23 protein-coding genes and 1 pseudogene are annotated in these 26,781 nt (G+C 60.7%); 12 read left to right on the top strand and 12 right to left on the bottom strand.

Features of this window, described 5'->3' with window-relative positions; genetic code table 11:
* Positions 1 to 47 precede the first annotated feature (47 nt).
* The 5 genes from NMB39_RS15225 (at position 48) to NMB39_RS15205 (ending at position 5,689) form a co-directional block, all read left to right on the top strand.
* Entirely contained in the window at positions 48 to 1,694 is a 1,647-nt protein-coding gene (locus tag NMB39_RS15225) for a VRR-NUC domain-containing protein (protein ID WP_494340518.1), read from the top strand.
* Positions 1,691 to 3,949 carry an ATP-dependent DNA helicase gene (locus NMB39_RS15220; protein WP_494340519.1) on the top strand — a complete coding sequence of 753 codons (2,259 nt, stop codon included), beginning with the start codon at positions 1,691 to 1,693 and terminating at the stop codon, positions 3,947 to 3,949. Before NMB39_RS15225 ends, NMB39_RS15220 begins: the two co-directional genes overlap by 4 nt.
* Positions 3,950 to 4,701: 752 nt before the next feature.
* The gene (locus NMB39_RS15215) at positions 4,702 to 5,247 is read left to right on the top strand and encodes a hypothetical protein (protein WP_057010953.1); all 546 of its coding nucleotides are present in this window, start codon (positions 4,702 to 4,704) and stop codon (positions 5,245 to 5,247) included.
* An 83-nt stretch (positions 5,248 to 5,330) separates the two neighbouring features.
* Positions 5,331 to 5,543 (top strand): hypothetical protein, encoded by a 213-nt coding sequence (locus NMB39_RS15210; protein WP_494340520.1) that lies wholly within the window; start codon positions 5,331 to 5,333, stop codon positions 5,541 to 5,543.
* A gap of 11 nt (positions 5,544 to 5,554) precedes the next feature.
* Entirely contained in the window at positions 5,555 to 5,689 is a 135-nt protein-coding gene (locus tag NMB39_RS15205) for a hypothetical protein (protein WP_014718417.1), read from the top strand.
* Here the strand turns inward: NMB39_RS15205 and NMB39_RS15200 are convergent.
* Positions 5,680 to 7,032, bottom strand: coding sequence for a cation:proton antiporter (locus NMB39_RS15200; protein ID WP_057022346.1), 1,353 nt, complete (start codon positions 7,030 to 7,032; stop codon positions 5,680 to 5,682). The genes NMB39_RS15205 and NMB39_RS15200 overlap by 10 nt on opposite strands.
* A 183-nt stretch (positions 7,033 to 7,215) precedes the next feature.
* Between NMB39_RS15200 and NMB39_RS15195 the strand changes: the two are divergent.
* A pseudogene (locus NMB39_RS15195) lies at positions 7,216 to 8,391 on the top strand (pyridoxal phosphate-dependent aminotransferase); the annotation flags it as partial.
* A 63-nt stretch (positions 8,392 to 8,454) separates the two neighbouring features.
* Here NMB39_RS15195 and trxA read toward each other — a convergent pair.
* From trxA to NMB39_RS15180, 3 genes are all read right to left on the bottom strand, one after another.
* Positions 8,455 to 8,778 (bottom strand): thioredoxin TrxA, encoded by a 324-nt coding sequence (gene trxA, locus NMB39_RS15190; protein ID WP_494340521.1) that lies wholly within the window; start codon positions 8,776 to 8,778, stop codon positions 8,455 to 8,457.
* 29 nt (positions 8,779 to 8,807) lie between these two features.
* Positions 8,808 to 9,035 carry a thioredoxin family protein gene (locus NMB39_RS15185; RefSeq protein WP_082636627.1) on the bottom strand — a complete coding sequence of 76 codons (228 nt, stop codon included), beginning with the start codon at positions 9,033 to 9,035 and terminating at the stop codon, positions 8,808 to 8,810.
* Between the two features lie 139 nt (positions 9,036 to 9,174).
* Positions 9,175 to 9,615 carry an Lrp/AsnC family transcriptional regulator gene (locus NMB39_RS15180; protein ID WP_046068096.1) on the bottom strand — a complete coding sequence of 147 codons (441 nt, stop codon included), beginning with the start codon at positions 9,613 to 9,615 and terminating at the stop codon, positions 9,175 to 9,177.
* Positions 9,616 to 9,723: 108 nt separating this feature from the next.
* On the opposite strand from NMB39_RS15180, the gene NMB39_RS15175 reads away from it, so the two are divergent.
* Positions 9,724 to 10,626 carry a DMT family transporter gene (locus NMB39_RS15175; RefSeq protein WP_057022343.1) on the top strand — a complete coding sequence of 301 codons (903 nt, stop codon included), beginning with the start codon at positions 9,724 to 9,726 and terminating at the stop codon, positions 10,624 to 10,626.
* Here the strand turns inward: NMB39_RS15175 and NMB39_RS15170 are convergent.
* On the bottom strand, positions 10,604 to 12,583 hold the full coding sequence (locus NMB39_RS15170) for a peptidase U32 family protein (RefSeq protein ID WP_057022682.1): 1,980 nt from the start codon (positions 12,581 to 12,583) through the stop codon (positions 10,604 to 10,606). The two genes, NMB39_RS15175 and NMB39_RS15170, sit on opposite strands and share 23 nt — an antisense overlap.
* Positions 12,584 to 12,837: 254 nt before the next feature.
* Between NMB39_RS15170 and NMB39_RS15165 the strand changes: the two genes are divergently transcribed.
* The 5 genes from NMB39_RS15165 to NMB39_RS15145 are packed head-to-tail and all read left to right on the top strand — an operon-like array spanning position 12,838 to position 18,395.
* Positions 12,838 to 14,487, top strand: a complete 1,650-nt coding sequence (locus NMB39_RS15165; protein WP_494340522.1) for an AMP-binding protein — start codon at positions 12,838 to 12,840, stop codon at positions 14,485 to 14,487.
* Positions 14,488 to 14,508: 21 nt separating this feature from the next.
* Positions 14,509 to 15,276, top strand: a complete 768-nt coding sequence (locus NMB39_RS15160) for an SDR family NAD(P)-dependent oxidoreductase (RefSeq protein ID WP_056845933.1) — start codon at positions 14,509 to 14,511, stop codon at positions 15,274 to 15,276.
* 12 nt (positions 15,277 to 15,288) lie between these two features.
* Positions 15,289 to 16,473 (top strand): acetyl-CoA C-acyltransferase, encoded by a 1,185-nt coding sequence (locus NMB39_RS15155; RefSeq protein WP_043050480.1) that lies wholly within the window; start codon positions 15,289 to 15,291, stop codon positions 16,471 to 16,473.
* Between the two features lie 9 nt (positions 16,474 to 16,482).
* Entirely contained in the window at positions 16,483 to 17,610 is a 1,128-nt protein-coding gene (locus tag NMB39_RS15150) for an acyl-CoA dehydrogenase (RefSeq protein ID WP_043050479.1), read from the top strand.
* Positions 17,611 to 17,621: 11 nt separating this feature from the next.
* The gene (locus NMB39_RS15145; protein WP_046068102.1) at positions 17,622 to 18,395 is read left to right on the top strand and encodes an enoyl-CoA hydratase; all 774 of its coding nucleotides are present in this window, start codon (positions 17,622 to 17,624) and stop codon (positions 18,393 to 18,395) included.
* Positions 18,396 to 18,881: 486 nt separating this feature from the next.
* Here NMB39_RS15145 and NMB39_RS15140 read toward each other — a convergent pair whose 3' ends face one another.
* The 7 genes from NMB39_RS15140 to NMB39_RS15110 form a co-directional block, all read right to left on the bottom strand.
* Complete coding sequence (locus NMB39_RS15140) at positions 18,882 to 20,033, bottom strand: acyl-CoA dehydrogenase family protein (protein ID WP_198721446.1); 1,152 nt, start codon at positions 20,031 to 20,033, stop codon at positions 18,882 to 18,884.
* Positions 20,034 to 20,036: 3 nt separating this feature from the next.
* The gene (locus NMB39_RS15135) at positions 20,037 to 21,140 is read right to left on the bottom strand and encodes an enoyl-CoA hydratase/isomerase family protein (RefSeq protein WP_494340523.1); all 1,104 of its coding nucleotides are present in this window, start codon (positions 21,138 to 21,140) and stop codon (positions 20,037 to 20,039) included.
* A gap of 117 nt (positions 21,141 to 21,257) precedes the next feature.
* Positions 21,258 to 22,136 carry an alpha/beta hydrolase gene (locus tag NMB39_RS15130; protein WP_494340524.1) on the bottom strand — a complete coding sequence of 293 codons (879 nt, stop codon included), beginning with the start codon at positions 22,134 to 22,136 and terminating at the stop codon, positions 21,258 to 21,260.
* Complete coding sequence (locus tag NMB39_RS15125; protein WP_494340525.1) at positions 22,121 to 23,734, bottom strand: cytochrome P450; 1,614 nt, start codon at positions 23,732 to 23,734, stop codon at positions 22,121 to 22,123. The genes NMB39_RS15130 and NMB39_RS15125 overlap by 16 nt, the downstream gene beginning before the upstream one ends.
* Before the next feature lies 1 nt (position 23,735).
* Positions 23,736 to 25,352: an acyl-CoA dehydrogenase family protein gene (locus tag NMB39_RS15120; protein ID WP_494340526.1), complete on the bottom strand. Its 1,617-nt coding sequence runs from the start codon at positions 25,350 to 25,352 to the stop codon at positions 23,736 to 23,738.
* Between the two features lie 273 nt (positions 25,353 to 25,625).
* Positions 25,626 to 26,333: an HPP family protein gene (locus tag NMB39_RS15115; protein WP_494340527.1), complete on the bottom strand. Its 708-nt coding sequence runs from the start codon at positions 26,331 to 26,333 to the stop codon at positions 25,626 to 25,628.
* 165 nt (positions 26,334 to 26,498) lie between these two features.
* Positions 26,499 to 26,675 (bottom strand): type VI secretion system contractile sheath small subunit, encoded by a 177-nt coding sequence (locus NMB39_RS15110; RefSeq protein WP_124356124.1) that lies wholly within the window; start codon positions 26,673 to 26,675, stop codon positions 26,499 to 26,501.
* Positions 26,676 to 26,781 lie beyond the last annotated feature (106 nt).

The raw sequence follows: 26,781 nt of genomic DNA, 5'->3' as shown, positions 1-26,781 counted from the left end.
AGCAGCGGCACTCTGTATGCATAACCAGTATTTGATTGCCTTGCGCCATGGTCAACACCCTCGAAAACCCCTTGTATTACTTGCATAACTTCCGCCAGGTGCTGGCTTGGCTGGGGCAGCGCTATGCCGATTTGCTCGAGGCCCACGAAGAGCATTTCATTCAGCAATTTGACAGGTTGCCCCAGGCGTCCCAGGCGTTATTGGTGCGCATGGTGATGCGCAAGGGCGTGCATTTTCGCGGCGCCAAGCTCAATTACCTGGAAATCGGTTGCCCCCATGCAGCGGCGGGCCCGTTGCGCGAACTGGGCTGGGTGGACGACCAAAGCCCGCTGCCGTTTGCGACCTTGTTCACCTTGCTGCAAAAGGGCGAAATCCTGAATGCGTTCAGGCCCTGGATCGACCAGCCCAAGGCCAACAAGGCCGCCTGGCTCGAGCCACTGGCCGCGCAGTTCAGCGAACAGCGCAGTTTTGCCCAGTGGTGTCCCGATGTAGACGATGTGCTCTATAGCCTCACGGTAATGGAGTTGTGTGATCGCCTGCGCCTGATGTTCTTCGGCAATCTGCATCAGGACTGGTCGGAATTCGTGCTGGCAGACCTAGGCATCTACACCTATGAAAAAGTCCCGTTCTGCGCCGAGTCCCGTGGTCTGCGCACCCGTGAAGACGTGCAGGGTTTCCTGTTCCTGCACCAATGTCAGCAAGCCTTTGAAGCCGGTGAGGCACTGGATGCGGTGCTGGCACAGATCGCCACGCTGCATACCGATAACCCCTGGCTGGAAAAACGCCGCGCCAAACTGCTCTTCCAGATCGGCCAGTATGGCGAGCGCTGTGGCGAGTTGGCACTGGCTGAACAGGTTTACCGACACTGCACCTATCCCGGCGCACGGGCGCGGTTGATCCGTGTATTGGAGCGCCAGGAGGATTACGCGCAGGCCATGACCCTGGCGATCGCAGCCCAACAGGCTCCGGAAAGTGCTGCTGAACACCAGCACCTGCTACGGGTGCTGCCCCGCTTGCGGCGCAAACTGGGCGAGCCGGCTCTGCCCAAGGCCAAGCCACAGGCCGTTGCGCGCCTGGACCTGGCACTGGAGCCGGAGCCGATGATGTCGGTGGAATTTTGCGTGCAGGCGCATCTGAACGAGCCGGACGCACCGGTGTATTACGTCGAGAACGGCCTGATCAATTCGCTGTTCGGCCTGTTGTGTTGGGACGCGATTTTCGCGCCGCTGCCGGGGGCGTTCTTCCACCCGTTCCAGCGTGGGCCGGCGGACCTGCACAGCGAGGACTTCCATCAACGTCGAGAAGCCTTGTTTGCTGCCTGCTTCGAGCAACTGGAGGATGAGCGCTACAAGGCCACCATTCGCCAACGTTACGCGGACAAATGGGGCATCCAGTCGCCGTTCGTATTCTGGAACCTGCTCAGTAAAGAGCTGCTGGAACAAGCCCTGGCCTGCCTGCCCGCCGAACACCTGCGCCATTGGTTTGCGCGTCTGCTGGTGGACATCCGTGCCAACCGCGCCGGGATGCCGGACCTGATCCAGTTCTGGCCCGCACAAAAGACCTACCGCATGATCGAGGTCAAGGGCCCCGGCGACCGCCTGCAAGACAACCAATTGCGTTGGCTGGCGTTCTGCGCCGAGTACCAGATGCCGGTCACCGTCTGCTACGTGCGCTGGGCGGAGCAGAGCGCTTGAGCTACAGCGTGGCCGTGCGGGCGTTGTGTGAGTTCACCGCCAAGGTCGGCGACCTTGACCTGCGTTTTACGCCGTCGCCCAGCGCCCAGGAAGGGATCGTCGGTCACCGCACCGTGGCTTCCCGGCGTAGCGCGCACTATCAGAACGAGGTCGCCCTCGAGGGAGAATACCTGCGGCTCAAAGTGCGGGGCAGGGCGGACGGCTACGATCCGGACGCCAACCGCCTGGAAGAGGTCAAGACCTACCGTGGCGATCTCGCCGCCCAGCCCGCCAACCATCGGCAACTGCACTGGGCCCAGGTCAAGGTGTATGGCTGGCTGATGTGCCAGAAACTCGGCCTCGACGACATCGACCTGGCGCTGGTGTACTTCGATATCGTCGGCGAAGGCGAGACCCTGCTGAACCAACATTTCAACGCGCCAGACCTGGAGCACTTCTTCAAGCAGCAGTGCGCGCTGTTCCTGGACTGGGCCCGGCAGGAAATGCAACACCGCACCGCACGTAACAGCGCCGCCCAAGCCCTGGCGTTTCCCCATGCCGAGTTTCGTCCTGGGCAACGTGCCTTGGCTGAATCGGTCTACAAAGCCGTGAGTACCGGCCGTTGCCTGATGGCCCAGGCGCCCACCGGGATCGGCAAGACCGTCGGGACCATATTCCCGCTGCTCAAGGCGCTGGCGCCACAGCAACTGGACAAAGTGTTCTTTCTCACGGCGAAGACCCCTGGACGCAAGCTTGCCCTGGACGCTGCCCAGGTGCTGTACGCCAGCAGCCCCGATCTGCCGCTGCGGGTACTTGAGCTGGTGGCCCGGGACAAGGCATGCGAGCACCCGGACAAAGCCTGCCACGGCGAATCCTGCCCCTTGGCCAAGGGCTTTTACGACCGTCTGCCCGCCGCGCGCCAAGCCGCGTCCCAAGTGCGCCTGCTCGATCAACGCAGCCTGCGCGACGTTGCCTTGGCCCATGGGGTGTGCCCGTATTACCTGAGCCAGGAAATGGCGCGCTGGAGCGATCTGGTGGTCGCCGACTACAATTACTTTTTCGATTTTGGCGCCATGTTGTTCGGCCTCGCCCAGTTGAACCAGTGGCGCGTCGCAGTGCTGGTGGACGAAGCGCATAACCTGGTGGAGCGCGCCCGTTCGATGTACAGCGCCAGCCTTGACCAATACAGCCTCAAGACCCTGCGTGACACGGCGCCCGAGGCGCTGAAGAAACCCTTGCAGCGCCTGAACCGCGAGTGGAACGCCCTGCACAAGGAGCAAGTCGCACCGTACCAGGCCTATGCCACCCGGCCCGAAAAACTGCTGCAAGCCCTGAGCCTGTGCATCAGCGCCATGGGCGACTATTTCAACGATCACCCCGAAGCCCTCAGCGGCGACCTGCAAGCTTTCTACTTTGAAGCCCTGCAATGGGCCAAAGTGGCGGAGCTGTTCAATGAACACTTCATCTTCGATATCAGCAAGCGCGAATTCAACGGCAAGCGCAGCAGCTCAACCCTGTGCCTGCGCAATGTGGTGCCGGCCGAGTTCATCCGGCCTCGATTGACTGCCGCCCGCAGCAGTGTGCTGTTTTCTGCGACCTTGAGCCCGCGCCACTATTACGCCGACTTGCTCGGCATGCCAGCGGACACCGCCTGGGTCGATGTGGAGTCGCCGTTCAAGGCCGAGCAATTGCAGGTGCGTATCGTCGATGCCATCTCCACCCGGTTCGTGCATCGCCAGGCGTCGCTTACGCCTATTGTCGAGCTGATTGCGCGGCAATTTGTCGAGCAGCCGGGTAACTACCTGGCGTTCTTTTCCAGCTTCGATTACCTGCAACAGGTGGCGCAGTTGTTGGCCGAGCGGCACCCGCAGATTGCGCTGTGGCTGCAATCTCGAGGCATGGCCGAGGCCGAGCGCCAGGCCTTTCTCGACCAGTTCACCCAACACAGCCAAGGCATTGGCTTTGCGGTACTGGGCGGTGCGTTTGGCGAAGGCATCGACTTGCCCGGTGCGCGCTTGATCGGTGCCTTCATTGCGACCCTGGGCCTGCCGCAACTGAACCCGGTGAATGAACAAATGAAGGCACGCATGGGCGCGATCTTCGGCGCCGGCTACGATTACACTTATCTTTATCCTGGTCTGCAGAAGGTCGTACAAGCCGCGGGCAGGGTGATCCGCAGTCAACAGGATCGCGGTGTGGTGATGTTGATCGATGACCGTTTCGGCGAAGCGCGGGTACGGCAATTGCTGCCGCGTTGGTGGGCGATCGATAACTGACAGACGTACGGCGGTCAAAATGTGGGAGGGGGGTTGCCCCCGATGGCGGAGGGTCAGCTACAGATGTGCTGACTGACACACTGATATCGGGGGCAAGCCCCCTCCCACATTTGGATCGCATAGGTATCTACACAACTTCGTAGCAGCAGACCGTAACCACGATGCGCAGCGAGCCGCTCCTGATCTTGATCTGCTGTTGATCTTGATCTTAGGCGCCCCGTTAAACCACGCTGGCCGGAATTCGACAGGGATTTGGGGGGTAAACCGGCAGGGATGCCGGTTTAGCCGCCCCGCGCCATGGATGGCGCGTGGCGGCGGCCCCCCAAATCCCTGTCGGATTACGGGCACACCGAGCCTGGGCGAGGTGCCGAGTGGTGGGGCAAGAGCGTTTGGTTACTTTGCGCTTTTCAAAGTGACCCGCTGTAAAAGCGGAACCAATAGTGGCCGTTGCCCAAATAACGGATATGTACTCGGTCTGATCCAACATTCTGGTCGGCTGTCAGGCCGCCATCGGGAGCAAGTCGAATCGTCGCACCGCCCCTCCCACATTTGGATCGCGGTGCATCAGTTAGATAGCTATAAGCTCCCTTGCCAGAGAAGCAGCGGTGTACCAAAGTTGTGTAGATACCTATGGCTATCGGGGGCAAGCCCCACATTCAAAGCGTGTTCGTTCCACCCTGGGCGTGAACAAACTTGAACTTCATCGAAGCCCGCGTCTTCTAACCAGATTAGTCATCGCGTGGAGCCCCGTCGTGCCCAGAATCATCTCTCCAGACACGCCCGAAGCAGCCCTGACCGACCACAGCGAGCACAACGCGAAGATCTTCGGCTCGCCCAAGGACCGTCTCGACTTCTATCGCCGCGAGATCCAGTACGAAACCTCCATCCTGGCCAACCGCACTGACGCCTACCTCACGGCGCAGTCATTCCTGGTCATCGCCTTTGTCTCCGGCATGGGCAACCTCAACCCGGAGTGGGGCAAGCTGTTCACCCTGGTGGTGCCGGTGATCCTCGCCGCGCTGGGTATCTTAAGCTCGCTCAACGCCTGGCCTGGCATACGTGCCGCCTACGAAATCATCGACCACTGGCACTACAAGCAAAGCGAGTTGCTGCGCAGTGAGCCGGTGATGGGCATGGCCTACGATGAATCGCCGTTGTTTTCCGAGATGGAGTCGACGCACAAGGGCTACCGCAAGTCGCTGCTGTTCTCCATGCGTGCGCCGTGGTTGTTCATGGTGTTCTGGCTGGTATTGGGGATCTATGCATTCTATATCCAGGTCGACAACCCATTGAGCTGAGTAATCTCACGGAACTTCACTGGATGCGGTGGCGCCTTACCTTTACGCAGTACAGATTCCCATAGCCCTGTCAGAGGTGCGCCATGACGAAAAATGAAGATCCGCAAACCGACCACCGCAACGATCCAGCCATCGACGCAGGCGAGCCGGCCCCTGGCACCGCCGCTGATGCCCCCAAAGACCCCAAGGCCGATAGCGACCCCAAGGCCAGGGAAAACGACTACAGTCCAGACTTCAAGCCTGAGCGCGAGCTCAAGCCTGAAACCGATGCGGATATCGATACCCAGGGCGGCTAGAGGAGAGGCTCATGTCAAAAGAACTCGACGACGAACTCAACGATCCGGGCAATGAAGACCCGGGTTCATTGATGGATGATGCCGAAGTCCCGCTTAATGATCTGGATGAGGCGGCGGATGTCGGCAATACCGAAAATCAGGACTGACCCTTCGCCCCGGCACGTCGTTCATACCAGCCCAGCATCGGTTGGGTACTCAGGCCGTGAACGACGATGCTCAGGGCGATCACCGACAGGGTGAGGTTCACCGCCACCGTGCTGCTGGTGCCGATCAGCCCATGGTTGAGCGCGTAGAACAGGTAGTAGATGCTACCAATTCCGCGAATCCCGAACCAACTCATCAACCCACGTTGCCGACGGTCCAGCAGGCTGCCCCAAGGCATGGCAAACACACTGACCGGGCGAATCACCCCGAACAGCAACGCCGCCACCGCCAGCGCGCGCCAGTCCCAGTGGCTGACCAGCACGATGCCCAACAGCGTCACCAGGAACACTTCCATGGAACGCTCCACCAGGCTGCCGAACGACAGCATATCGTTCATCATCACCCCGGCGGCGATTTGTGTGTCCTGCAATTGGCTGACGTCGCCGTGCAGGGCCTGTTCAGGTTCCACCTCAAGATGACCCACCACCGGTTGCGCCAGGTGTTCGGCCGGTGTATCGGCGTTGCCGGTGGATTTGACCTCGGCCTGGCGCAGGCCCAGGCCCGCCGCAAACACGGCAAGGAAGCCGTAGCCGCCGACGGCTTCAGCTGCCACGTAAGCCAGGGCGATCAGTGCCAGGGTCAGGTAATCATTGGGCGACAAGGTGCTGTCGGCATTGGTGATGCGCATGCGCAACGTGACCCGGCCGATGCCGCGACCCATCCAGTAGCCAATCAGCAGCCCCGCCGGCACCGCCCATAGCAGGTTCTTCAGCACCCAGCCACCCAGCCAGTCGCCGTCAAACCCGCCGTGTTGCATAAACAGCAGGCCGAATATCACAAAGGGGAAGGCTGTACCGTCGTTCAAGCCGGCCTCGCCGGACAAACCGAAGCGCAGGGCGTCATAGTCCTGGGCATTGTTGACCTGCACCAGGCCGGCCAGCACCGGGTCGGTCGGCGCGAGCATGGCACCCACCAGCAGCGAAACGCCCCACGAAAGTTGCAACAGGTAGTGCAGCACCAGGCAGGTGCCGAGGATGGTCAGCAACATCACCGGCCCCGCCATGCCAAACGCAATGCGCCAGGTGCGATGGCTCAGTGGCAGGCGCAATTTCAAGCCGCTGACAAACAGCGAAAACAGCACCGCGACCTCGGTCAAGTGCTCCATCCAGCGCGCCGAGCCCTTGATATCCAGGTGCAACAGGTCCGCGCCCAACGGGCCGATGGCGACGCCCAGCAGCAGGCAGACTGCCGAGGTGGTCACGGGCATCCAACGCAGGTAGGAGGAGGTGAGGGCGAGGGTGAGCAGTACGGCGCCGAGCACGGCCATCCAGAGAATAAAAGTCATCGAGCGTGTTCCAGGGCCGTGGTCTATGCAGGTTTGAGGACGGCCGAGGGACGCAGGTTCAATGTGATTACAGCCACGGGTTAGCCGTTGAACGAGTGCTGGGTATGCACTATGTTGGGCCCATCCTTTCCGTTCGTGCACAAACGGATTCGCGCGTTTTCATTTTGAACCAGAGGCTTTGGCATGCGGTTTTCCCCCTTCGTCGAACGAATTGCAGGGCAGGGCGTCGCCGCCTGGGACATCCACCACGCTGCGTTCCAGGCGGCCAGCCAGGGCGAAGACATCATTATCCTCAGCGTCGGCGACCCGGATTTCGCCACGCCATCCTTCATCACCGACGCCGCCGTCAACGCCCTGCACATGGGCGACTCCCATTACACCGAGATCCCCGGTCGCCCGGCCCTGCGCGAGGCGGTCGCGGCGCGCTACAGCAACACCCTGGATCGCCCGCTGACCGCCGACAACGTGATCATCGTGGCCGGTGCGCAGAACGCGTTGTTTATCAGCTCGTTGTGCCTGCTGCAGGCTGGCGACGAGGTGTTGGTGCTCGATCCGATGTACGTCACCTACGAGGCCACGCTCAAGGCCAGCGGCGCGACCTTGGTGCGAGTGCCATGCAGTGCGCAATCCGGCTTTCGCCTGGATTCACAACGGCTCGCTGCTGCAATCACCCCGCGCACGCGGGCGATGTTCTTTTCCAACCCGAACAACCCCACCGGTGTGGTGCTCAACCCGCAGGAACTGCAAGCCATCGCCGACCTTGCGATCGCCCATGACCTGTGGGTGGTGGTGGATGAGGTCTACGAAAGCCTGGTGTTTGACGGCCAGTACCACAGCCTTGCGGCATTGCCCGGCATGGCTGAGCGCAGCATCGTCATCGGCAGCTTGTCAAAGTCCCATGCCATGACCGGCTGGCGTATCGGTTGGCTCATCGCCGCGCCGCAGCTGGTGAAGCACGCTGAAACCCTGATGTTGAGCATGTTGTACGGCTTGCCGGGCTTTGTGATGGAGGCGGCGACGGCGGCGGTGTTGGCCCATGACCAGGTGACTGAAGGCATGCGCGAGATCTACCGGCGCCGACGCGACCTGGTGGTGGCTGGCCTGAGTGCCTGCCCGGGTATCCAGGTACAGGCGCCGCAAGCGGGCATGTTTGTGCTGGTGGATGTGCGTGGCACAGGCCTCAGCTCCCTGGAGTTTGCCTGGCGCCTGTTTCGCGAGGCCGGGGTGTCGGTGCTGGACGCGGCGGCCTTTGGCGAGCCCGCCCAGGGGTTCGTCCGGCTGTCGTTTACCTTGGGTGAGGACCGTCTGGCCGAGGCCTGTCGGCGGATCACGCAGTTTGTTGCCAAGCTGGGCGGCGACCAGGGCGTGAACCGGGGCTCTAATCGAGTGCTTGTGTGAGCCTTGAAGGGGGCTCCCAACGCGTCAGAGCTGGCTTTCGATAAACTCCTTTAATTGGGACTTTGAAAGTGCACCGGTCTTGGTGGCTGCGATCTCGCCGTTCTTGAACAACTTTAAGGTTGGAATACCCCGAATGCCCCACTGAGCTGCGATGTTGGGATTCTCATCGACATTTATCTTAACGATGATCAATCTGCCAGAGTACTCCTCGGCAAGCTCATCCAAAATAGGCGCAACCATCTTGCACGGCCCACACCACGCAGCCCAGTAGTCCACAAGCACAGGTAGGGCGGCCTGGAGGACCTCGGTTCCAAATGACTCATCACTGACGTGTTTTATCTCACTCATGAAAAACTCCTTTTATCCTTGAACAGCATCTACATCGGGGCTTTACCCACGCCATACTTCGCGGGCGTAATCGGGTTCTCATCCATGTTCAGCGTAACGATGGTCAACCGCCCCGAGTAGTACTCGGCAAATTGATCGAGGAACGCAGGCGGTGCGCAAGCGTCATCCATATAGCAAACCAACACGGGGCCGGCCGCTTCAAGCACCTCGCTTTTGAAGCTTGCATCGCTGATTGCTTTCAGGTTTGTGACCAACATGAGACGTCCTCCAGTACCCCACCAGGCTATTACCCGGCAAGCAAACTGGAACCTGTAAGGGTTGACAGTTTTTTATACTGTTTGGCGATATCCGTCGGCTATTTCACCCCCCTGTGATAACCCGGCTCGCGACGCCTGGCTAGTCCGCCAGCGGCGGTAAACGCCGTTTCACCGGCGTTTTCTTGACGATCGCGGTGTTGGTTTCGGCATAGGCGTTGAGCCGGTCGAGCAGGACGTCCAGATGCTCCATCGTGCGCACATGCAGGCGTGCGATAAAGCAATCCTCGCCGGTGACCTTGTCGCATTCGGTGAACTCGGGGATCGCCTGGATCTGGCGTTCCACCTCCTGCAATTTGCCGGGCAGGGGGCGGATGCGCACGATGGCTTGCAGCAGGTAGCCGAAATGCCTGGGGTCGATAACGACGGTGTAGTGAGTCAGCACACCGCGTTCTTCCAAGCGTCGCAGGCGTTCGCTGACGCTCGGCGAAGACAGCCCGGTGATGCCCGCCAGCGCCTTGAGGGACAGGCGCGAGTCGTCCATCAAGGCCGCGATCAATTGCTGGTCGATGGTGTCGATCATGCTATCCGCCTAATAAGGAAAGGTGATTTCTGGGTTCTGCCTTTTTTTGTCGCTGTAGCCGTGTCGAGCAGATTGCCATAATTGAGCCTCACTTGAGGAGTTTCAATCATGGATTCATCCATCCGTCGCGGGTCGTGGGAAATGGTCGCCGCCATGCTGATCTCGGGCAGCATTGGCTGGTTTGTGCTGGTGTCTGGCGTGTCGGTGATCGAAGTGGTGTTCTGGCGCTGCGTGATCGGCGCGCTGACACTGTTGCTGGTCTGTGCGTGGCTGGGTTATCTGCGCCTGGACCTGCTCAACTGGGCGACGCTGGGGCTGGCAGTGCTCAGCGGCGTGGCTATCGTCGGTAACTGGCTGCTGCTGTTCGAATCTTATTCGCGCGCATCGATTGCCATCAGTACGGCGGTGTACAACGTGCAGCCGTTCATGTTGGTGATGCTGGCAGCGTTGTTTCTCGGTGAAAAAATCACCGTGCAGAAACTGGCGTGGTTGAGCGTAGCCTTCCTGGGCATGTTGGCGATTGTCACCGCCCACGGCGAGCAAACGAGCGGCGGCAATTACCTGGTGGGTATTGCATTGGCCCTCGGCGCGGCCTTCTTGTATGCGATAGCCGCGTTGATCATCAAACGCCTCAAGGCGGTGCCGCCGCATCTGATGGCGCTGATCCAGGTGGTCACTGGCGCGGTACTACTGGCGCCGCTGGTGCCCTGGAATGGCTTGCCGACATCCACCAATGCCTGGGCCGCACTGGTGACGTTAGGCGTGGTACATACAGGGTTGATGTATGTGCTGCTGTATGGCGCGATCCAGAAGCTGCCGACCGCGATCACCGGCGCACTGTCGTTCATTTACCCGATTGCGGCGATTTTCGTCGATTGGATTGCCTTCGGGCATCGCCTGGGTTGGCTGCAATGGCTGGGGGTGGCGGCGATTCTGCTGGCGGCGGCAGGGTTGCAGCGGGGCTGGTGGTGGCCCCGCTCCCCTAGGGTCAGTGCGTGCCCTGATAGATGAGATTTTCCGGGTTGAAATGCTCTACGGCGCTGCCCGGTTGCGGCAAGCCAAGGATATGTCCCTTGATCTTGCCCACCACATGCATTTCGCAGGGCTTGCAGTCGAACTTCAAGGTCAGCACTTCGTCGCCGTGAATCAACTGCATCGGCGCTACCTTGGTTTTCACCCCAGTCACGCCCTTGGCCTGTTTTGGGCACAGGTTGAACGAGAAACGCAGGCAATGCTTGGTGATCATCACCGGTACTTCGCCGGTTTCTTCGTGGGCTTCGAAGGCCGCGTCGATCAGCTTTACGCCGTGACGGTGGTAGAAGTCCCGGGCTTTCTGGTTGTAGACGTTGGCCAGGAACGACAGGTGCGCCTCGGGGTAGACCGGCGGCGGCGAGGTTTCAGCCTTGCGCCCGCCCCGTGGGTGCGCCTCGATGCGGGCAGCGGTCAGCGCCTCGATCACTTCACGGCGCAATGCCTTGAGCTGCGAGTTGGGGATGAAGAACGCCTGCGGCGCATCCAGCTCGATGCGGGTGGCGTGGTATTCGGTGGTGCCAAGCTGGCCAAGCAGGTCGCGCAACGTGTCGAGCGCCTGTTCCGGCTTGTTGGCCACGCCAAACGGGCCGGGCAGGGTGACGCTGGCGCTGATACCTTCTTCGCTGGTGGCGGTGACTTGCAGCTGGTCTTCACGCAGGCGTGCCACCCATGACAGGCCGATACGGCGCTCGGCCGAGGTCTTCAACAGCGCCTGTTGCCAGTTATGGTCCAGGTTGCGGTTCAGCGGGTGGTTGGGGCGCAATTGATGCAGGCCGGCGGGCATTTCATTCGGTTCGACGCGATAGCGATAGCGCTTTTCACCGTCTTCTTCGAACTCGCCTTTAGCCTCGGCGATATTGGCGCGGAAACCCACCACTTCACGCTTGACCAGCACATTCAGGCCATCGCCGTTGGACAGCGGCTCCTGGGTGACCACCTGCAAGTCACGCTTGCCGGCTTTTTCCACCACACCCACCGGCAGGCCGGTGAAGGTCGGGGTGTCGAACGCGCCGATGTCGATCTTGCGGTCGGTGACGAAGTAATCGGTGCTGCCGCGGTGGAAGGTTTTTTCCGGGTCGGGCACAAAGAAATGCGCGGTACGGCCGCTGGAAGCGCGGGCCAGGTCCGGGCGGTCTTCGAGGATTTCGTCGAGGCGCTGGCGGTAGTAGGCGGTGATGTTCTTCACATAGCCCATGTCCTTGTAGCGACCTTCGATCTTGAACGAGCGCACGCCGGCTTCGACCAAGGCACGCAGGTTGGCGCTCTGGTTGTTGTCCTTCATCGACAGCAGGTGTTTTTCAAACGCGACCACGCGGCCCTGGTCATCTTTCAAGGTGTACGGCAGGCGGCACGCCTGGGAGCAGTCACCGCGGTTGGCACTGCGGCCATTTTGCGCGTGGGAGATATTGCACTGCCCGGAGAACGCCACGCACAGGGCACCATGGATAAAGAACTCGATGGCGGCATCGGTTTCGTCGGCGATGGCGCGGATCTCTTGCAGGTTCAGCTCGCGAGCCAATACCAATTGCGAGAAACCGGCCTGGTCGAGAAACTTGGCGCGGCCCAGGGTGCGGATGTCGGTCTGGGTGCTGGCGTGCAGCTCGATAGGTGGGATATCCAGCTCCATCACGCCCAGGTCTTGCACGATCAGCGCGTCGACACCGGCATCGTAGAGCTGATGAATCAGCTTGCGCGCAGGTTCCAGCTCGTTGTCATGCAAGATGGTGTTGATGGTGGTGAACACGCGGGCGTGGTAACGCCGGGCGAATTCCACCAGCTGAGCGATATCACTCACCTCGTTACAGGCATTATGGCGCGCGCCGAAGCTCGGCCCGCCGATGTAGATGGCGTCGGCGCCATGCAGGATAGCCTCGCGCGCAATGGCGACATCGCGGGCAGGGCTGAGCAATTCCAGGTGATGCTTGGGCAAGGACATAGTTTTTTTAGTCAGGCTTGTCACGGTCGAGGCGCGCATTGTAGCCGTGAAATGCCTGGGAGGCATCTACCGCAGGGCTGTCGGCCCCCAGGCCACCCCGGACTCAACAGGTGCCCCCCACACCGGATTGGCCAAACCAGTCAGCCAGGTTGAAGGCTTTGACCATTGCCGCTGCAACGCTCTGAAGCGACTATTCCAGCTGATTTACCGAGTCAAAAAGTCCTGAAAATAAAAATACAGAAGGATTGGAAACGATGCGTGAGTATTTGGCTGCCACCACCGGGTTTGATTACCAGCACACCGTCGACGCCGCACTGGCCGGCAACCTGCAGGCGTTGAATGCCTGTGTAGAATGCTGTGACCGCCACGCGCTCCCCGGGCGTATCGCTTTGTTCTGGGAAGGCAAAGATGGGCGCAGCGCCACGTCGACCTTCACCGAGCTGCAGGAACAGGCCGCACGTTTCGCCAACTTCCTCCTGTCCCAGGGCGTCAAGCGCGGTGACAAGGTCGCCGGCCTGTTACCGCGCACGGCCGAGTTGCTGGTGGTGGTGCTCGCCACCTGGCGCATCGGCGCGGTGTATCAGCCGCTGTTTACCGCCTTCGGCCCCAAGGCCATCGAGCATCGCCTGAACAGCTCCGGGGCAGCGCTGGTGGTCACCGACGCGGTCAACCGTCCCAAGCTGACCGAAGTCGCCGGCTGCCCGACCATCGTCACGGTGGCCGGGGCCAGGGGCGAGGGCATCGTGCGCGGTGACTACAGCTTCTGGGCCGAACTGCCCAACCACGCCAACGTCTGCGAGCCGGTGATGCTGGGCGCCGACGATCCGTTCCTGCTGATGTTCACCTCGGGCACCACCGGCCCCTCCAAGGCGCTGTCGGTGCCACTCAAGGCGATTGTTGCGTTCCAGGGCTACATGCGCGACGCCGTGGACTTGCGCCCCGAAGATGCGTTCTGGAACGTCGCCGACCCGGGCTGGGCCTACGGCATCTATTTCGGCGTGACCGGGCCGCTGGCCATGGGGCATCCGATCACTTTCTACGATGGTCCGTTCACCCTGGAAAGCACCTGCCGGGTCATCAATAAATATGGGATCACCAACCTCGCCGGTTCGCCCACGGCGTACCGCCTGCTGATTGCCGGAGGCGAGCAGTTCGCCCGTTCGATCAAGGGCAAGCTGCGCATCGTCAGCAGTGCCGGCGAGCCATTGAACCCGGAGGTGATCCGCTGGTTCGCCGATAGCTTGGGCGTGACTATCCACGACCACTATGGCCAGACTGAGCTGGGCATGGTGCTGTGCAATCACCATGGCCTGGCGCACCCGGTGCATGTGGGTTCGGCGGGCTTCGCCTCGCCCGGACACCGCATCGTGGTGCTGGATGAAAAGCATCAGGAACTGCCCGCCGGCCAGCCCGGGATTCTCGCCATCGACCGCGAACAATCGCCGATGTGCTGGTTCGCCGGCTATGAGGGCGTCAAGACCAAGGCCTTTGTGGGCAAGTACTACCTCAGTGGTGACACCGTGGAGCTGAACCCGGACGGCAGCATTAGTTTTGTCGGGCGCAGCGATGATGTGATCACCACGTCCGGTTACCGCGTCGGTCCGTTCGATGTGGAAAGCGCCCTGGTCGAACACCCAGCCGTGGTTGAAGCCGCCGTAGTCGGCAAGCCTTGCCCGGAACGTACCGAGCTGGTCAAGGCCTTCGTGGTGATCAGCGAGCAATACCGCGCCACCCCGGAGTTGGCCGAAGAGCTGCGCCTGCATGTGCGCCAGCGCCTGGCTGCCCATGCTTACCCACGAGAAATCGAATTTGTCAGCGACTTGCCCAAGACCCCGAGCGGCAAGTTGCAACGTTTTATTTTGCGTAATCAGGAAATTGCCAAGGCCCAGGCGGCCGTGGCTTGATCCCTTTCAAAGGAAACAATGATGCAGATTGAAAACAAGGTATTCCTGGTCAGCGGCGGTGCTTCGGGCCTCGGTGCGGCCACAGCTGAAATGCTCATTGCGGCCGGCGCGAAGGTGATGTTGGTCGACCTGAATGCCGACGCTGTGGCGACCAAGGCTACCCAGCTGGGCGACAACGCCCGTAGTGCCGTAGCCGATATCAGCCAGGAAGCCGCTGCCGAAGCGGCCGTTAACGCGGCTGTCGAGGCGTTTGGCGGTTTGCACGGGTTGATCAACTGCGCCGGTGTAGTGCGCGGCGAGAAGATCCTCGGCAAGAATGGCCCCCATGGCCTGGCCAGCTTTGCCCAAGTGATTAACGTCAACCTGATCGGCAGCTTCAACCTGTTGCGCCTGGCCGCTGCGGCCATTGCTGAAACCGAGGCGAATGCCGATGGTGAGCGCGGTGTGATCATCAATACCGCCTCGGTGGCGGCGTTCGATGGTCAGATCGGCCAGGCGGCGTATGCTGCCTCCAAAGGCGCGATTGCCAGCCTGACCTTGCCCGCCGCCCGGGAATTGGCGCGGTTTGGCATCCGTGTGATGACCATCGCCCCAGGCATCTTCGAAACCCCGATGATGGCGGGCATGACCCCGGAAGTACGCGACTCCCTGGCTGCCGGCGTGCCATTTCCGCCGCGCCTGGGCAAACCCGCCGAATATGCCGCGCTGGTGCGACATATCCTTGAAAACAGCATGCTCAATGGCGAGGTGATCCGTCTCGACGGCGCCTTGCGTATGGCCGCCAAGTAAGGAGCCACCTGTATGAATGACCCAATCGTTATTGTCAGCGCCGTGCGCACCCCCATGGGTGGTTTCCAGGGCGATCTCAAAAGTTTGACCGCACCACAGCTGGGCGCGGCCGCGATTCGTGCCGCTGTCGAACGTGCCGGTATCGCCACCGATGCCGTCGACGAAGTGCTGTTTGGCTGCGTGTTGCCGGCCGGGCTCGGGCAGGCACCAGCCCGCCAGGCCGCCCTGGGCGCCGGGTTGGACAAGGGCACCCGCTGCACCACCCTCAATAAAATGTGCGGTTCCGGCATGGAGGCGGCGATTCTTGCCCACGACTCACTGCGTGCCGGCAGCGTCGACGTGGTGATTGCCGGTGGCATGGAGAGCATGTCCAATGCACCGTACCTGCTGGACCGCGCGCGCAGCGGCTATCGCATGGGGCACGGCAAGGTGCTCGACCACATGTTCCTCGACGGCCTGGAGGACGCCTACGACAAGGGCCGCCTAATGGGCACCTTTGCCGAGGACTGCGCCGAGCACAACGGTTTTACCCGTGAAGCCCAGGACGCCTTCGCCATTGCTTCCCTGACTCGTGCGCAGGAAGCCATCACCCATGGCAGCTTCGCCAGCGAAATCGTCCCAGTGCAGGTCACCGTGGGCAAGGAGCAGAAAACCATCCTTCACGATGAACAACCGCCGAAAGCCAAACTGGACAAGATTGCCAGCCTGAAACCGGCGTTCCGTGAAGGTGGCACCGTGACGGCGGCCAACTCCAGCTCAATCTCCGATGGTGCTGCTGCGCTGTTGCTGATGCGCGAATCCGAGGCCCACAAGCGCGGGCTCAAGCCGCTGGCGGTGATCCACGGGCATGCGGCCTTTGCCGATGAGCCTGGGCTGTTTCCGGTGGCGCCAGTGGGGGCGATCCGCAAACTGATGAGCAAGACCGGCTGGAACCTCGATGAAGTCGATTTGTTCGAAATCAACGAAGCCTTTGCCGTTGTGAGCCTGGTGACCATGAGCAAGCTGGAGATTCCCCACGACAAGGTCAATGTCCATGGCGGGGCCTGCGCCCTGGGCCATCCGATTGGCGCCTCCGGCGCACGCATCCTGGTAACCCTATTGTCAGCTCTGCGCCAGAAGGGCCTCAAGCGTGGCGTCGCCGCCATCTGCATCGGCGGCGGTGAAGCCACGGCCATGGCCGTCGAATGCCTGTACTAAGGACTGCTTATGCTGCCCAATGACGAACAACTGCAAATCAGCGACGCCGCCCGGCAATTCGCCCAGGAACGTTTGAAACCCTTCGCCGCCGAATGGGATCGCGAGCATCGCTTCCCCAAGGAAGCCATCGCTGAAATGGCCGAACTGGGCTTTTTCGGCATGCTGGTGCCGGAACAGTGGGGTGGTTGCGACACCGGCTACCTGGCCTATGCCATGGCCCTGGAAGAAATCGCCGCGGGAGATGGTGCCTGCTCGACCATCATGAGCGTGCATAACTCGGTGGGCTGCGTGCCGATCCTCAAGTTCGGCAATGACCAGCAAAAAGCCCGGTTCCTCACGCCCCTGGCCAGCGGTGCCATGCTCGGCGCCTTCGCGTTGACCGAGCCCCAGGCTGGTTCCGATGCCAGCAGCCTGAAAACCCGTGCGCGTCTTGAAGGCGATCACTACGTACTCAACGGCTGCAAACAGTTCATCACCTCCGGGCAAAACGCCGGGGTTGTGATTGTGTTTGCGGTCACCGACCCGGCAGCGGGCAAGCGTGGCATCAGTGCGTTTATCGTGCCCACCGATTCACCGGGCTATACCGTGGCACGGGTTGAAGACAAGCTCGGGCAACATGCCTCCGACACCTGCCAGATCCTGTTTGAAGACGTGAAGGTGCCGGTGGCCAACCGCCTGGGCGAGGAGGGCGAGGGCTACAGGATCGCCCTGGCCAACCTTGAAGGCGGTCGCGTCGGCATCGCGTCGCAATCGGTGGGCATGGCCCGTGCGGCCTTCGAAGCGGCCCGCGATTACGCCCGTGAGCGCGAAAGCTTTGGCAAGCCGCTGATCGAACACCAGGCGGTGGCCTTTCGCCTGGCGGACATGGCCACACAGATTGCCGTCGCCCGGCAAATGGTGCATTACGCCGCCGCCCTGCGCGACAGCGGCAAGCCGGCCTTGGTCGAAGCGTCCATGGCCAAGCTGTTCGCCTCGGAAATGGCCGAGAAAGTCTGCTCGGCCGCCTTGCAAACCCTGGGCGGTTACGGTTATCTGAGCGACTTCCCCTTGGAGCGGATCTACCGCGATGTGCGGGTCTGCCAGATTTACGAAGGCACCAGCGATATCCAGCGCATGGTCATCTCACGCAATCTTTAAGGAGCCGATACATGAGTTACGAAACCATCTTGCTTGACGTCCAGGGCCGTGTCGGGCTGATCACCCTCAACCGCCCCCAGGCGTTGAACGCCTTGAATGCACAACTGGTCAGCGAGCTGAACCAGGCGCTGGACGGCCTGGAAGCCAACCCCGAGATCGGCTGCATCGTGCTGACCGGCTCGAAGAAAGCCTTCGCTGCCGGTGCCGACATCAAGGAAATGGCCGAGTTGACCTACCCGCAGATCTACCTGGACGACCTGTTCAGCGACAGCGACCGCGTGGCTAACCGCCGTAAGCCGATCATCGCGGCGGTAAACGGTTTTGCCTTGGGCGGCGGCTGTGAACTGGCGCTGATGTGCGACTTTATCCTGGCCGGAGACAGTGCCAAGTTCGGCCAGCCGGAAATCAACCTTGGCGTGTTGCCAGGCATGGGCGGCACCCAGCGCCTGACCCGCGCAGTGGGCAAGGCCAAGGCCATGGAAATGTGCCTGACCGGTCGCTTTATCGACGCAGTGGAAGCCGAGCGCTGCGGCATTGTGGCGCGTATCGTGCCGGCCGATGAGTTGCTTGAAGAGGCGCTGAAGGTCGCTACCCTGATCGCTGGCAAATCCGTGCCGATCAGCATGATGGTCAAGGAAAGCGTGAACCGCGCCTTTGAAGTCAGCCTGTCCGAAGGCGTGCGGTTTGAGCGCCGGGTGTTCCATGCGGCATTCGCGACCCAGGATCAGAAAGAAGGCATGGCAGCGTTCGTGGCCAAACGTGCGCCGCAGTTCAAGGACAAGTAACACCGTCTCTACCGCACTGGAGATGCAAATGTGGGAGGGGGCTTGCCCCCGATGGCGGCCTGACAGCCGACCAGAATGTTGGATCAGACCGAGTACATATCCGTTATTTGGGCAACGGCCACTATTGGTTCCGCTTTTACAGCGGGTCACTTTGAAAAGCGCAAAGTAACCAAACGCTCTTGCCCCACCACTCGGCACCTCGCTTAGGCTCGGTGTGCCCGTAATCCGCCATGGATTTGGGGGGCCGCCGCCACGCGCCATTCATGGCGCGGGGCGGCTAAACCGGCATCCCTGCCGGTTTACCCCCCAAATCCCTGTCGAATTCCGGCCAGCGTGGTTTAACGGGGCGCCTAAGATCAAGATCAGAAGCAGATCAAGAGCGGCTCGCTTCGCATCGTGGTTACTGACGGTCGCTACGTCAGAGTTGTGTAGATACCCATGCTCATCGGGGCAAGCCCCCTCCCACAGTTTTATGCTCTGTCTCAGTCAGAGCTGGTAGTTTTTCAGCTCCCTGGCAATCACCATCCGCTGGATTTCGCTGGTCCCTTCATAGATCTGTGTGATCCGCGCATCCCGGTAGTAGCGCTCCACCGGGTAATCTTCCAAGTACCCATATCCGCCATGGATCTGCATCGCCTTGGAGCACACGCGCTCGGCCATTTCCGAAGCAAACAGTTTGGCCTGTGAGGCTTCCGATAAGCACGGCTTGCCGGCAGTGCGCAGGCGCGCAGCGTGGAGGATCAGCAGGCGCGCAGCATTCAGCTGGGTTTGCATGTCGGCCAGCAGGTTGGCCACGCTCTGGTGTTCGATGATTGCCTTGTCGAACTGCACCCGATCACGGGCATAGGCCAGCGCCGCTTCAAAGGCGGCGCGGGCGATGCCCAGGGCCTGGGCGGCAATGCCGATGCGCCCGCCTTCCAGGTTGGAGAGAGCGATAGCCAGGCCCTTACCGCGCTCACCCAGCAGGTTGGCCTCGGGCACGCTGCATTGGTTGAGGGTGACGGCGCAGGTGTCCGATGCGCGAATGCCCATCTTGTGCTCGGTACGATCGACCGCAAAGCCTGGGGTGTCAGTGGGCACCAGGAACGCTGAAATACCTTTCTTGCCCAACTCCGGGTCGGTCACCGCAAACACGATGGCCAGCTTGGCGCGCTTGCCGTTGCTGACAAATTGCTTGGCGCCGTTGATTACCCACTGACCGTCTTTCAACTCTGCGCGGGTACGCAGGTTGTGGGCTTCGGAGCCAGCCTGGGGTTCGGTCAGGCAGAAGCAGCCGATGGCCTGGCCACTGGCGAGTTCGGCCAGCCAAGTTTGTTTCTGCGCTTGTGTGCCGTAGTTGAGGATCGGCCCGCAACCCACTGAATTGTGGATGCTCATCAGGGCGCCGGTGGCGCCGTCACCCGCGGAAATTTCCTCGACCGCGAGGGCGTAGGCCACGTAGTCCACATAGGTGCCACCCCATTCTTCCGGGACCACCATGCCGAGCAGGCCCAGCTCGCCCATCTTGGCGACCAGGGCGTCGTCGATCCAGCCGGCTTTTTCCCAGGCCTGGGCATGGGGTGCGATTTCGCCACGCGCAAAGTCCCGCGCCATGTCGCGGATCATGACTTGTTCTTCTGTGTATTCAAGATCTTGCATGGCTTATTTCTCAATCTGCACGAAGTCGCGGAAGAAGCTTTTGACATGAGCGGCGTCCAGCTCATTAACGCTCGGCGGATTCCAGCGCGGGGTCTTGTCCTTGTCGATGATCAGCGCACGAACCCCTTCGATCAGGTCGCCGCGCTCGAACCACTGGCGGTCCAGGTGCAGCTCCAGGTCAAAACACTGTTCCAGCGTCAGGTGGCGGCCACGGCGGAGCATTTGCAGGGTTACGGCCATGGCCAGTGGCGAGCGGGTCTGCATCAGGTGGGCGGTGGTCAATGCCCATTCATGGGTATCGGCGATAGTAACCGCCTGCAACTGCTCGATAATGCTCGGCACATCCGGCAAGGCGAAGAAATGGTCGATGACCGGCCGCAAGGTCGCCAGTGGCGCATCGGGCAATTGCTGCGCGGCCAGTTTGGCGAGCGCGCCTTGCAGGTCCTTGAGGGGCGAGTCGTGCCATTGCAGACGATCAAGCTGCTGGTCCAGTTCGGGGAGCGTTGCGCTGTCGATATACCAGTCGGCCAATCCGCAATACAGGGCGTCCGCCGCGCGGATCTGCACCCCGGTGACGCCCAGGTAAGTCCCCAGTTCACCGGGAATACGCGACAGGAAATAGCTGCCGCCCACGTCCGGGAAGTAACCGATGGCCACCTCCGGCATGGCCAGGCGGCTGCGCTCGGTAACCACTCGCAGGTCTGCGCCTTGTACCAGCCCCATGCCGCCGCCGAGGACGAATCCGTCCATCAGCGCCAGCACGGGTTTAGGGTATTGGTGAATGATCAGGTCGAGCGCATATTCCTCGACGAAGAAATCCTCGTGCAGGGTGTTGCCGTTCTTGAAGCTGTCATAAAGGGAACGGATGTCGCCGCCGGCACAAAAGGCTTTCTCTCCGGCGCCGCGCAATACAACGGCATGGATCTGCGGATCATCGGCCCAGGCCCGCAACTGCGTGGTCAACAGGCGCACCATGTGCAGGGTGATGGCATTTAATCCGGCGGGGCGATTGAGGATGAGGTGGCCAATATGGTTGCGCACTTCAGCCAAGACATCTTCCTGAAGACCTTCGCTGCGGTTTGCTTCGGATAAAACCTGAGCAGTCATGTGTAACTCCCTGCTTTTATTGTTCTTTGTCTAAATGTTCGCGGACGAACCATCCCGTGATCGTACCAGTGCAAATTTGCCCCGTACAACCCGGAATCATGCAGGTCGTTTTTGCATTTATGCAGGGGTGTGGCCTGGGGGCATCCCGCCGCCAAAATGCTCCGCCAGGGCGTGCGCACACTGGAGGATGGCCTTGCGCGCAGCGAGGTGTTCACCAGGGTAGTTGATAAAACCGTGGTCCATGCCTGGGTACTCTGTGTGTCTTACCTGCACGCCGGCTTTTTTCAAACGGTGTGCATAAGCCCGACCTTCATCACGCAGTAAATCGCAGCCGGCGGTGAGAATCAGCGCTTTGGGCAAGCCCTGTAACGAAGCCCGGTGCGCTGGCGACAACCAGGAATGGTCCAAAGATTGCCCTTCGCCCACATATTGGCCCAGATACCAGCTGAGCATTTCAGCGGTCAGGCCGGATCTACCCGCGAACTCGGCCCGGGAACGAGTGCGTGCCAGACAATCGAGAAGCGGATAGAGCAGCATTTGGAAACCAATGGTGGGACCGTGGCGTTCATGGGCGATCTGGGAGATAACCGCTGCCAGGCCACCCCCGGAACCTCCACCGGCGACTGCGATCCGGTGGCTGTCCAGCCCCAGAGTCGTGCCTTGGGCGGCCACCCATTCGGTGACGGCGTAGCAATCTTCCACGGCGGCGGGAAAGCGAGATTCCGGTGGCCTGGCATAATCTACTGCAACGACCACGCACCTTGCCCATTCGCACATGATCCGACAGAAGCTGTCATGGGTATCCAGGTCACCAGCTACCCAGCCCCCGCCATGAAAATACAGCAATACTGGGGCAGGCGCGGTTGTCGACTGCCGGTACAGGCGTATACGCACCGAGCGCGGCGCCGTCTCGACCGAGCAGTCCTGCACGCTCATCACCACAGCATCACGCACTGCGGCGCGGACTTTCTCGGCGGTCATCACTGGCCGGTCCATGCCTGGGCCTCTATTTCTATGAGATAGGCAGGCGCGATCAATTGATTGACGCCCAGCAGCATGGTGGTCGGTGGACAATGGCTGAAAAACTCCTGATGAGCCTTGGCGATTTGTGGCCACCAGGCCACATCGGTGGTGTACATGCGTGTGGCGACCACAAGGGTCCTGTCGACGCCCAACTGCTTGAGCGCGGTTTCGATGATTTCCAGGCAGCGTCTGGTCTGGCGATATACATCACCGGGAGCGTAGGGATTGCCTTGCTCATCGAACGCTACCGTGCCACTGGTGACAATCAGGTTTCCTGCGCGTAGCGCTCGACAGTAGCCGCCGTTCTTTTCCCACGGGGCTGCGGAAAAGCAACGCGTGATGGCCGCGCCAGCCGGTTGCAGCGCGACGTGAATATGACTCAAACCACGAAATTGCAGACTGTTGGTACGCCATGCTGGCTGTTGCTCGTCAATCAGGCGCACATCGGGAAAGCGTTGCAGCAGACGGGTAAATGCGATCTTTGCTTCGAGCTTGAAGAGCAATGTGCCCATGCAAAAATGCGGGCCACGACCGAACGCAAGGTGGTCGTGCTGCTGGCGATGGATGTCGAAGCGATCAGGATCGTTGAAGTGCCGGGGGTCACGATTGGCCGCGGCGCGGACCAGGTATACCAGGTCACCCTTGTGCAGGGTCTGGCCATGCAGCGTGACGTCTTCGGTGACGACGCGATGACTCAGCTGCCCGGCGGGGCAAATGCGCAACGCTTCCTCGATGGCATTGGGGATCAACCCCGGGTTGGCCTTGAGTTCGGCCAAGGCCTGCGGGTGGGTGAGCAAATAGAACAGGATAATGCCCAATTGATCGGCGCTGGTCGTCGTGGCCGCTACCAATATAAAGGCCAACTGAGCCAGGAAGTCGTCTTTGGTCATCATCGCCTGTTCGCCAGCGGCAATCACTTGGCTGACCAGATCATCGCCAGGTGATTGACGACGTTCATCGACAAGACGCGAAAAATACTCGTACATCTCTTCCATCGCCTGCAAGGCCTCTCGCGGCCCGAATGCCGGATCGGTGCTGCCCACCATGAACACGATGATCGCATCCGTCCAACGTCTGACCTTCAATGCTTCCTGCGCAGGTATGCCGAACATGCGCGCCAGGATCAATGCGGGAATCTTGTTGAACAGTTCTGTCATCAGCTCTGGCTGGGGGCTTAATCGCGTCAGCAAGTCATCGACGATCTGCTCGATGTCATCTGCCAGTGCGTCAATAGCACGCGGGGTAAAGGTCTTGCCCAGCACCTTGCGCCCGGCTTCATGGGCCTTGCCGTCCTGGGCGTACATCCAGCGCGAAGCCTTCTCGATGAAAGGTTCCAGTGCCGCTCGCTGGTGTGCGGGCACCTGGGCATTTACCAGCTCGCGCATGCGATTGGAGGAGTAACGGCGGGCATCGGCCTGTGCGGCGGATACGTCGTCAAACCGGGTTAGCAACCAGGCCTTGTAGTGTTGCGACCAAAACAGTGGGTGGTGATGACGCAAGTAGGCAAATGCTGCGTAGGGTTCACCTATGGTTTCAGGGTCGGCAAAATCGGGTAGTGACTGAAGGTCCATGTCATTGCTCCTCATAGAGTGCGCGCGTGAACTGCTGGATATAATCAGTTGAATCGATCATTGCGCTGACCAGCACCTGGGGCGGTTTGAGCTGCTTGGCCAACGCTTCGATCTGCGGTGGGCTGACCTCCATGTCACGTTGGGGCTTGCGCACACCCCATGGATACAATTGATCAGCGAACTCACCGATCAAGTCTTCGATGGTCGCGCAAGACAGCAGCCCCAGGGTTTCAGCCTCCTGAATCACCAGGTCCAGTGCCTTGGCATAGGCCAGCCCCAATGCCTGTGCATGGGTAAACCCGGGGGCTTTGCGGCATTGCTCGAGGATCTGCGCTTCTACGCGTTGGCCGATGTTGGAGGGCGGGCTGTCGACGAACCGTTGTCGTGCCAGGGCGTCCTTGATCACCTGATAGGCCATGATCGAGCTGTCACCGGCAAAGGTATTTGCAACCTCGCAATCCATGCGCTGAGTGACGATCTGGTTGTAATGATGAAATCCCTGGGATCCACACAGTTCTCTAGACAAGGCGATCACATTGAGCCCTTGCCATGCACCCACTGCCTTGCACAAGGCGGCCAGCACGTGGAGTTCCTTGCGCTTTGCCTCCTGTGCCCAGTCGGCTTCGAAGCGCTTGCGCACTGCCTGCTCCAGGTATTTGAGCGCGAGCGCCTTGAGCTGTATGGCGTAAAGGCGTTGACGAAACATCGGCTGGCTCAGCAATGCCTCTTGGCCCGTGGGCGCCTGGATGAGGCGGTGATGGGCGAAACGGTAGCTCAGGTGAGCGGTAAGGCCGGCACTGTGGCGAATGCCTGCCATGAAGATCAATCGCTCTTGCAGAAACGTCTTCAGCGCCTCGATAAAACGCAGGGGTAACGGCAGGTCGCTGACGAACGTGCCCTCGTCGGTGAAGTGCGCATGGCGTTGCAGCAGCGCGTCAACGGGCAACTTCATCTGGCAGAAACGTATTGCCGCCACTTGGTTGGCGTGGATTCCACCCTTGGGATCACACGCCATTATTTTCACGCCATTGAGCAGCCGACCGTTTTCGCGCTTGCGAATAACCACGCGAAACCAATGATGGCCTTGATCCTCACCGTCGACCATCAGGCGGGCAAGTACCATCAGCACCTGGGCTGCGCGCAAGGCATTGCCTATCCAGCACTTGCAGGCCTCAGGGGAAGGGGAGTCGAGCACCAGGCTATGGTTTTGCCGATCGTACGTCACCGTCGTACGCACATTGCGCACGTCGGTTCCCCCTGCGACTTCCGTGCAGCCGAAGGCGTAGACCTTGCGCAGGTGGATCACTTCGTCTCGATAGCGATTCACTTGTGCGGCAGAGCCATGGTTGAACAATGTGTCGACGGCAATCATGTGATCGACTATCGAGGAGTGGAGTGCGTAATCAAAGGCGCCCACATACCCCATCAACTCGCACAGCGAAGAAAACTCCGATTGCCGTGGTTGGCCCATCCACAGTTCGTTATTGATCAGGCCGGTGCCAAAGATCGCATGCATACGCTTGATGGTCAGATGCATGTAGCTTTTCAGGGGCATGTGATGGCGTTGGCGCGGCTCGAACAGAGGCGAACCGAGTAATTGTTCGAATAGGTCGTTCAAGGCAAAGCTCTCCTGTTTCGAATGAGCATTTCGAAACACCCGAGCAGGAGCACTGGCAGGAAAACTACGAGGAGGGCATCAGATACCCAGGTGATAGGGGCAGCTGCTGCTATTGATCCAAAGCCAGACGTTCCTTGTCTTCGCTACTGGTACAGCAAGGCCCAGACATCTTTTGAACTGCAGACAACTTCAAGTGCTATGTTGACTCTAGTCGTCAGCCGCCTGGTCGCAAGCGGCGCATTGCACCATCTGTCGCGTGGTGCGGATAAGGCCTCAGCCCACACGACTTGCCAGCACCTCGCCGATACTGCGTCGCCGCGCATGGACTTCGGCGGCATGTATCAACTGTTCCAGCTCCGTGGGCTCGACATCGAAGAACTGCTCCATCTCGGTCAGCGCCAGCTTGAGATCGGCGGCGGTAATGGCGGGATCGGTCACGGGCGCGTTGGTAATAAAGATCGGCGCAGGCTCGACAGGGCCTTTGGGGTAACGCGTGCGCGTGGCGTTGTTGTAGGCCAGGGCACAGGCCAGCAGGGCGCCGGCGCCGAGCATCACCGGCGCCAGCTCGTGCCAGCCCAGTGCGATAGAGGCCGGGTCGGCCAATACCAGGGTCATGGCCAGGCCACCGGCCGGTGGATGCAGGCAACGCAGCCAGCAGATCAGGATCACCGTCATGCCGGCCGCCAGGCAAGCACTGCCCAAGGTACGCCCCAGCACCCGTGCTACCAGCAACGCCACGATGCCGGCGCAGAGATAACTGCCCATGATCGACCACGGCTGGGCCAGGGCCCCGGATGAGACGGCAAACAGCAGCACCGCCGAGGCCCCAAGCGGGCCGAGCAGGTGCAGGGCGACCTCCATGCCGAACACTTGGGCACAGGCCCAGACACTGAACATTGTGCCCAGCGCCATGCCGATTGCGGCACGGCTCCATTCGGAGGGGCGGGTATTGATTGCAGCGGGTAACCAGCGAGCGAGCATTGAAAGACGGTCCATAAACAGCGGGCGAAAAAAAAGGCCTGCCTGGTTTCCCGGAACAGCCCTTTGAAAGTTCCAACACTTGGGGGAGGAACCTGCGCAGTGTGCCGCTGATGAGGCTTCGGCACCACTGCATATTAATGAGGTTTAAATGCAAAAATGATGCAGTCAAAAGGCATCGCCATAGGTAATCGGCCCGGCTGGTGTTGGCGTGGCCGTGCAGATCTTACCCAGCACACGGATGCTTACCTCTTCATTGAACAGGCGCGCCTGCAGGTCTTCCCGCAGCTTGGGGTCGTCTGCCAACGGCCCCTTGAGTGCCACCAACGCGTCGCGCAACTCCATTAAACGATCCAGTCTGGGTAAAGGTACAGTGAACAGTTCCTCTCGCACGGCATTGTCCTCTCAATGAAGTAAGCCATCGCGTGGGCAGCCTACAGCGTCCTTGTTG

It is taken from the genome of Pseudomonas sp. FBCC-B545, assembly GCF_059134095.1.
The sequence above is the reverse complement of the archived record's forward strand: the minus strand, read 5'-3'. Positions and strand labels throughout refer to the sequence as shown.

Coding starts and splice junctions, on each gene's coding strand:
- NMB39_RS15225 (WP_494340518.1), top strand. CDS start 48: ATGGTCAACACCCTCGAAAACCCCTTGTATTACTTGCATAACTTCCGC.
- NMB39_RS15210 (WP_494340520.1), top strand. CDS start 5,331: ATGACGAAAAATGAAGATCCGCAAACCGACCACCGCAACGATCCAGCC.
- NMB39_RS15205 (WP_014718417.1), top strand. CDS start 5,555: ATGTCAAAAGAACTCGACGACGAACTCAACGATCCGGGCAATGAAGAC.
- NMB39_RS15200 (WP_057022346.1), bottom strand. CDS start 7,032: ATGACTTTTATTCTCTGGATGGCCGTGCTCGGCGCCGTACTGCTCACC.
- trxA (WP_494340521.1), bottom strand. CDS start 8,778: ATGAGTGAGATAAAACACGTCAGTGATGAGTCATTTGGAACCGAGGTC.
- NMB39_RS15185 (WP_082636627.1), bottom strand. CDS start 9,035: ATGTTGGTCACAAACCTGAAAGCAATCAGCGATGCAAGCTTCAAAAGC.
- NMB39_RS15180 (WP_046068096.1), bottom strand. CDS start 9,615: ATGATCGACACCATCGACCAGCAATTGATCGCGGCCTTGATGGACGAC.
- NMB39_RS15175 (WP_057022343.1), top strand. CDS start 9,724: ATGGATTCATCCATCCGTCGCGGGTCGTGGGAAATGGTCGCCGCCATG.
- NMB39_RS15170 (WP_057022682.1), bottom strand. CDS start 12,583: ATGTCCTTGCCCAAGCATCACCTGGAATTGCTCAGCCCTGCCCGCGAT.
- NMB39_RS15165 (WP_494340522.1), top strand. CDS start 12,838: ATGCGTGAGTATTTGGCTGCCACCACCGGGTTTGATTACCAGCACACC.
- NMB39_RS15160 (WP_056845933.1), top strand. CDS start 14,509: ATGCAGATTGAAAACAAGGTATTCCTGGTCAGCGGCGGTGCTTCGGGC.
- NMB39_RS15155 (WP_043050480.1), top strand. CDS start 15,289: ATGAATGACCCAATCGTTATTGTCAGCGCCGTGCGCACCCCCATGGGT.
- NMB39_RS15150 (WP_043050479.1), top strand. CDS start 16,483: ATGCTGCCCAATGACGAACAACTGCAAATCAGCGACGCCGCCCGGCAA.
- NMB39_RS15145 (WP_046068102.1), top strand. CDS start 17,622: ATGAGTTACGAAACCATCTTGCTTGACGTCCAGGGCCGTGTCGGGCTG.
- NMB39_RS15140 (WP_198721446.1), bottom strand. CDS start 20,033: ATGCAAGATCTTGAATACACAGAAGAACAAGTCATGATCCGCGACATG.
- NMB39_RS15135 (WP_494340523.1), bottom strand. CDS start 21,140: ATGACTGCTCAGGTTTTATCCGAAGCAAACCGCAGCGAAGGTCTTCAG.
- NMB39_RS15130 (WP_494340524.1), bottom strand. CDS start 22,136: ATGGACCGGCCAGTGATGACCGCCGAGAAAGTCCGCGCCGCAGTGCGT.
- NMB39_RS15125 (WP_494340525.1), bottom strand. CDS start 23,734: ATGGACCTTCAGTCACTACCCGATTTTGCCGACCCTGAAACCATAGGT.
- NMB39_RS15115 (WP_494340527.1), bottom strand. CDS start 26,333: ATGCTCGCTCGCTGGTTACCCGCTGCAATCAATACCCGCCCCTCCGAA.
- NMB39_RS15110 (WP_124356124.1), bottom strand. CDS start 26,675: ATGGAGTTGCGCGACGCGTTGGTGGCACTCAAGGGGCCGTTGGCAGAC.